Here is a 4681-nt window from a genome sequence, read left to right as displayed (position 1 = left end):
CCACCGACCCCGACCCCCTCACCGAACTCCAACGCCGAGCACTCGCCCTCGGACAACAAACCGCCACCCTCGACGAAATACTCTGCACCACCACAGACCGAGCGGTGCAGCCGCCCAAAGCTCCAGCACCGCCAGCGAAGAAGAATCCGGTCCGACCGATACAACAGCCCAAAGCCGCGGCAAGTGCCGCGAAGAAGACCGCGGCCCGACCAGAGCAGCAGCCCAAAGCCCCGTCACGCGTGGCTAAGAAGGGACGTAGGCCGAGAACGCCACCTCAGTGACCGGATCGAGGCCCGGCGATGTTCGATAACCCGTTAATTCGGCCCGAATGTCCCAGTAACGAAATACAACCGATTGGTCGTTTTGTCGCGGGGTCGTAGCCTCACCCTGAGGACCGCTCAAAATTCACCGGTGCGGAGACTGGAGGAGTGATGGCGGCGGTTGAGCCGATTATCGTTGTGATTGGCCCATTTGGGGGTGGTACGTCAGCCGTTGCAAAGGTGCTGGACGAGCTGGGCGTGTATATGGGCACCGAGTTCTACTGGGCCTACCGCGAACCACACGAAACCTGGGAGGATGAGCGTCTGGGCCGATTGCTTGGTTACGCGTTTAGCGTGCCTGGTGGTCAGCTGCAGATGGATGCCGACTCCCTCAAGACCAAACTTCGCAGCTGGGCCGAGGACCATCGTCATGCTGCTCAAAGCGCGGGACGCCGTCCCGGCGTTAAGCACCCGCTTCTTTGCGTGGCTGTCGACCTCATCCGCGACGCCTGCGGCCCGGTCGTGCCGGTCGTCGTAGACCGGCCATTCGAGAAAGTGGTGGCGTCGCTGAATCGACTCGCATGGTGGAACGACGAGCAAGAGCGGACCGAGTCGACGGCGCATCTGATCGCCGCGCGCGACCACGCGCTGGAGGGCACCACGACGGTCCGGGTGGATTTCGAGGAGCTTCGAAGCGCACCGGCCGTTGTGATCCGCCGCCTCGCAGACGAGCTGCAGCTGAACGCGACCGACGCCCAGGTCGAGGCGGCCGTACAAAGTGTCGTGCAAGCAGCTGATGTCCGCAGCGCGGACCCGTACGGAATCGATTTGCTGCTGGCCAAGGTCGAACGCAACCCCACGGATCTATGGGCGACCGGGACCTTGGCCCATGTTTACTTCGACATCTGCGATTTCGGCAACGCGCGTAGGTGGTATGCACGGCACATCGAGCTGGGCGGATATCCCGAGGAAGTCTTCGTGGCGATGTATCGGCTCGCGCAGGCCATGGAGCGCCTCGGGGAGCCGTGGCCGGATGTTCAGGATGCCTACCTAAAGGCGTGGGCGTTTCGGCCGACGCGCGCCGAGCCGCTTTATCAGATCGGTCTTCACTACCGGCTCGAGGGACAATATCAGCTCGGTTACCTGTTTGCCGAGCGCGCCGCCCAAATCCCGCTGCCCGACGAGGTCATGGTGTTTGACCGAGACATCTACGCCTGGGCTGCCATCGATGAGCAGGCGGTGTGCGCGGGCTGGATCGGCAAGCAGGCCGAAGCGTTCACGTTGTGTCGGCACCTGGTGGCCTGCCCTGATATTCCCGATGAACGTCGACGTGGGGTTGCGGCCAATCGTGACTTTTCGGTGCCGGCGATGATCGAAGCGGCGTCGTCATACCCCGATGCTCTGGTGGATGGTCTCGTTGCGGGTCCGCCGGAGGCGGAAGTTACCGTCAGCCTGATTGCTGGACCGGATCGAGGAGCCACCGAGGAGACACTGAATTCGTTTCTGCATTGCTGCACTGATGTGTCGCGGGTGGGGCGTTTCTTGGTGGTCGATGCCGGGTTGTCCGTCGAGGATCGTGGGTGGTTGCAGGAGCGGTACGGGTTTGTTGAGTTCGCGCCTCGCTGGTCCGGGGATGGGCCCCAAGCTCAGGTCGCGCAGCTCTCTAAGCGGGTTGGTGGGCGGTTTTGGTTGCATTTGGGTCAGGGTTGGCGGTTTTTTGCCCCGGAGGATTACATCACCCGGCTGAGCGCGGTGTTTGACGCTGAACCGCGGGTGTTTCAGGTTGGTGTCAACTATGGCGATGCGGTCAAGTTGACGGGCACTTGCGCCGCTGAGGCGGAGGTGCGTCGGGCACCGGATGCTGGCCGATACGTCTTGGCCGATGTGGTGGCCACCGGCCCGGCCATGTTCGACACCACACGACTCGAGAAAGCCGGCGGCTTGAAACACACCGACTCCGATCCCATCGCCCAACTCAGACAACGGTCGGCCAACGCCGGACTGAGCACCGCCAGCCTCGACGAAGTCCTCTGCATCACCACAATCTAACCCTGATGTGTACTTCGCCTGTAATTTGCCAAGGCTCCGATGCTTTCCTCAAAATTCTCTACCTTCGCCGTCTCTAATCGGCAAATAGCAGGCCGTTCTTTTCGAGCCAAACAATGATAGACTGTATGTCCGACTCCGCCTTGACTTGCGATAATTCAAATTGTGTCATAGCGTCGTTCACTATCTGCGGCACTGCGCATTGGCTTTGAAGTTTTTGAAGGACTAGAATCCACAAAGGATTGAGCGGAATCCGTTCTTCTGGGCCAAACTCAAGAGTGCCCTCGGGTTGCACGCGCAAGTGATTCGCGAGCCGGATCGCGTTTGGCATTGTACTGAGTCGACGCCTCTTGTCGAATTTCCAGCCTGAGTGAGGCCCTTCTTGGTCGACATAATGCAAGAACAACTGAGCAACGAACTCGCCGTTCAACGATTCGCGCCAATGCGGGCACTCTATCCCGCGGTAGACCACCGCATCCCCGGGTTCCAGCGCAACACCCGTTGCGCCTAAGGGGCCTTCGACCCAGAGCGGCCATGCAGCAGGGGCGTGGTACCCCAAATTAACGCTGACGCTAAACTCGCAGGATGGCCGGTCAGTGTGCCGTTCAAGGATATTCCCGGCCTCGTAGACGCGAAAGAAAGAATAGGTAGGAAAAAGAGGGCGTTGAACGACTTGCTCGATCGCCGGAACAAGGCTCTCGAGAAGGTCTTCCATCTGGAAATCGCCCCACATCGCAAATTGGCTGGGCACCGGATCGGGTGGCGCCTTCGTGGCCGTTCGGGAAAGCTCTAGTGCTCGCTGGCAAAGCCTTGCTCGGTCCTTGGGCGGAACCAGCTGCTCGATGAGCGTGTAGCCGTGGGTGGCAAATTCACTAATTTTTTCGTCGGTAATGGGCGACTCAGAAGACGCTTCCTGTTCGACGTTAGTCGCGGATTCCTCGTCAGCCATTCACGCATGGTATCAGCGGACGCGACGTGCCATTCGGCGAACAGTATCGAACGATTGCGTCGCAGAGGCCCGCCGCCGACGGGGCCCGCATTGGAGGCAGTGCCCGAAAGCCCGTCATTCGGCTACTGCAGAACGCGATGCTCCGGACCGGTTTCCAACTTTCCCTAGTGCAGGCGTCCGTGACGTGCGTTCAAAGCGTGCCGATGGCCGACGCTGGGTTGAGGGCAAAGCCCCAGTCCAACAGGTGGGCAGCTTGTTCCCAATAGCGTTGTCCGCTCTCGTCGTCGTACAGCATCGCGACCACGAGCCGGCGGCCACCGTGGGAAGCTGCCCCGACGAAGGTTGTGTGCGCGAGTGGGGTGAACCCGGTCTTTCCGCCGATCGTGCCCGGATAGTGCTGCAGCATCTCGTCAGCGTTGACGATTTCGCGGGCACCATTGTCGCCGGGGAACATCGCCGACCGCTCGGCGGTCATTTCCGCGAACACCGGATTGGCCATAGCTGCCCTAAAGATCACCGCCAGGTCGTGCGCTGTCGTCGCGCCTGGGTCACGGGGGTCGCCCACGGCCAAACCCGACGGGCTGGATGCGCGGGTGTTGATCGCTCCCAGCGATGCGGCCTTCGCGTTCATTTTGGCTACCGCGACCTGTTGGCCGCCGAGCATGTGAGCCAGCGTGTTGGCGGCGTCGTTGCCCGAGACCAGCAGCAGCCCCTCGAGAAGTTGACGCGCGGTATAGGTGCGGCCGACTCTGACGCCCACACAGCTGCACCCGATATCGACGTCGGCGTTGTCGACGACCACTGTGGAATCCAGGCTCAGCTCGTCGAGCACCACGAGCGCCAACAGTACTTTGATCGTGCTTGCCGGCGGGTAGGCCACGTTCTGGTCGCGGCCGGCCCGCACCTGTCCGCTGTCAAGGTCAGCGACGATCCATGCGCGCGCCGGTATGTCGGCAATCGGCGGCGAGCCGTCCGGTTGCTGCACACCCGTGTCAGCACTTGCTGGCCCTGTGTCGCCGGGCGCGGCCGCGGCGAGGATCGCAGGAAGAACCGCGAATGCGACGAGGAGTTTCCGCATAACGGTCAGCTTAATAACGGTCGGCCAGCACGGTGGGCTCAACGACGTTCAGGCTTCCGATGGCGACGCTTCAATATGCGAATCCGGTTCCGGCACCAAATACTCGGCCTGAAGTATAGGCGCAACACCTAGCCGGTTGACGAAGGCCGGGGCGGCCTGGAATGGAGTCGTCGCCACCGTGGTTGCCGGCCTGCGCGGGATGCTCTTGTCGATCCGGAACTTGCGGCCCGAAGCGAGGAGACATGGGTCAGATTGTGGTGGTGCAGAGTATTTCGTCGAGGGTGGCGGTTTGTTGTCCGAGGGCGAGTGCTCGGCGTTGGAGTTCGGTGAGGGGGTCGGGGTCGGTGG

3 protein-coding genes are annotated in these 4681 nt (G+C 61.7%); 1 reads left to right on the top strand and 2 read right to left on the bottom strand.

The annotated features are described in order from the left end of the window. The first annotated feature begins 500 nt into the window (after positions 1–500). On the top strand, positions 501–2309 hold the full coding sequence (locus tag SKC42_RS27260) for a tetratricopeptide repeat protein (protein WP_330967346.1): 1809 nt from the start codon (positions 501–503) through the stop codon (positions 2307–2309). Positions 2310–2382: 73 nt separating this feature from the next. Here the strand turns inward: SKC42_RS27260 and SKC42_RS27255 are convergent, their stop codons facing one another. Both SKC42_RS27255 and SKC42_RS27250 read right to left on the bottom strand, forming a co-directional pair. Then, positions 2383–3255, bottom strand: a complete 873-nt coding sequence (locus SKC42_RS27255) for a hypothetical protein (protein ID WP_330967345.1) — start codon at positions 3253–3255, stop codon at positions 2383–2385. A gap of 190 nt (positions 3256–3445) precedes the next feature. Then, the gene (locus tag SKC42_RS27250) at positions 3446–4333 is read right to left on the bottom strand and encodes a D-alanyl-D-alanine carboxypeptidase family protein (protein ID WP_330967344.1); all 888 of its coding nucleotides are present in this window, start codon (positions 4331–4333) and stop codon (positions 3446–3448) included. Positions 4334–4681 lie beyond the last annotated feature (348 nt).

The organism is Mycobacterium sp. 050134 (genome assembly GCF_036409085.1).
Lineage (GTDB): Bacteria > Actinomycetota > Actinomycetes > Mycobacteriales > Mycobacteriaceae > Mycobacterium.
The sequence above is the reverse complement of the archived record's forward strand: the minus strand, read 5'-3'. Positions and strand labels throughout refer to the sequence as shown.

Excerpts from the sequence above, each read along its gene's own strand:
- SKC42_RS27250 (WP_330967344.1), bottom strand. The coding sequence starts at position 4,333 with ATGCGGAAACTCCTCGTCGCATTCGCGGTTCTTCCTGCGATCCTCGCC.
- SKC42_RS27255 (WP_330967345.1), bottom strand. The coding sequence starts at position 3,255 with ATGGCTGACGAGGAATCCGCGACTAACGTCGAACAGGAAGCGTCTTCT.